General features: G+C 37.5%; 2 protein-coding genes. Both read left to right on the forward strand.

Going from position 1 to position 1,551, the window contains the following annotated elements:
• On the forward strand, positions 1–860 hold an 860-nt coding region (locus VXQ92_RS17315), incomplete at its 5' end, for an ATP-binding protein (protein WP_416682654.1).
• 96 nt (positions 861–956) lie between these two features.
• Positions 957–1,520 carry a lipocalin family protein gene (locus VXQ92_RS17320; RefSeq protein WP_000770558.1) on the forward strand — a complete coding sequence of 188 codons (564 nt, stop codon included), beginning with the start codon at positions 957–959 and terminating at the stop codon, positions 1,518–1,520.
• Positions 1,521–1,551: the final 31 nt, after the last annotated feature.

The raw sequence follows: 1,551 nt of genomic DNA on the forward strand, positions 1-1,551 counted from the left end.
AGTTAGGTTTAAAGTCGCTACAACAGCTTCGCAAGCAAACTCATTCTATTAACGTAAATCAGCTACAAAAACGGTTAAACCTCCCAAATTCACCTTTAGAAGTTGATCTACTTTCAAAAGATATAAACCACATGCTTGAGCGTATTGAAAAGGGCTATACGCAGCTCAACCGTTTTTCTGAAGATATCGCACATGAGTTCCGCACACCTTTAAATAATCTGATTGGGCAAACTGAGATTGCTTTAACTGGTGAACGTTCGGTTGAACAATATGAAGATTTACTGGTTTCTCATTTAGATGATTATCACAGATTAAAACGCATGATTGATAGCATGCTTTTCTTGGCAAGAGCCGATCAGAAAATGGTGCTTGTAAATAAACAAGAAATAAACCTCCAAGATGTTATGGATAGGTTATGCCAGATTTTTGAATATCAGGCCGAGGAACAAGACTGTCATTTTAGTTTTAACTTAGAAGCTCAAACGTTATTTGCAGATCCTGAGCTTTTTCAAAGAGCCGTTTATAACCTGATTTTAAATGCGTTGGTTCACGGTGGTGACAAGCGAACTATTTATATCGCAACAAAACATAAGATGATTGAGCATAAGCAATGGGTGAGTCTGACTGTGGTCACGGGTGGTATTTCAATTGCTGAACATCAACTTGAGCATCTTTTTGAAAGATTTTACCAATGCCACTCAAGTCGAAGTGATGAGAATCAAACAGGTGGATTAGGTTTGTCGATTGTTGCTTCAATTCTGGATCTACATCATGGCCGCTATCGAGTTTATAACACGATTGAGGGTGTGTGCTTTGAGCTTGATTTTCCAGTTGCAGATGCACTAAAGAAATACAATTAAATCCTTATTAATGTTGCTTAATTTTTAAAATTCACACTTTGTTCACAGCCCTCTGACGTATGTTTAAACGTATGAAATAAACAGAAGAGGGCAATCATGAAATTATTATTTAAATCACTTGTCATCAGCAGTAGCCTTGCAGCGGTCAGTTTAATGCTTCCTTTGAGCACCTTTGCAGACACCAATACTAAACCTGTCGCTGTTGATTCTATTGATATTAATAAATACGCAGGTAAGTGGTATGAAATTGCGCATTTACCGATGTTTTTTCAGCGTAATTGTGTAGCAAATACAACTGCAAACTATTCTATTAACGCGGACAAAACCGTTGGTGTTTTAAATAGCTGTACGACAAAAAAAGGCGAAATGATCTCATCTGAAGGAGTTGCTTATCCGCAAAATGAAGGCAACAGTAAATTGAAGGTGAGCTTTTTACCTTCTGGTCTTAGATGGATTCCTTTTACAAAAGGCGATTACTGGGTTTTAAGAGTTGACCCAAATTATCAGGTCGCTTTAGTGGGTGGTCCAAGCCATAAATATTTATGGATTCTTTCTCGTAGCCCTCAACTTGATGAGGCGACATATCAATCTTATCTGCAAACCGCGAAAAGCTATGGCTACGACGTTTCTAAACTCGTTAAAACAACACAATCTAAATAGTGAAATTCTGGTTGCGTAGATGCTTATATTT

It is taken from the genome of Acinetobacter sp. 228 (genome assembly GCF_048147885.1).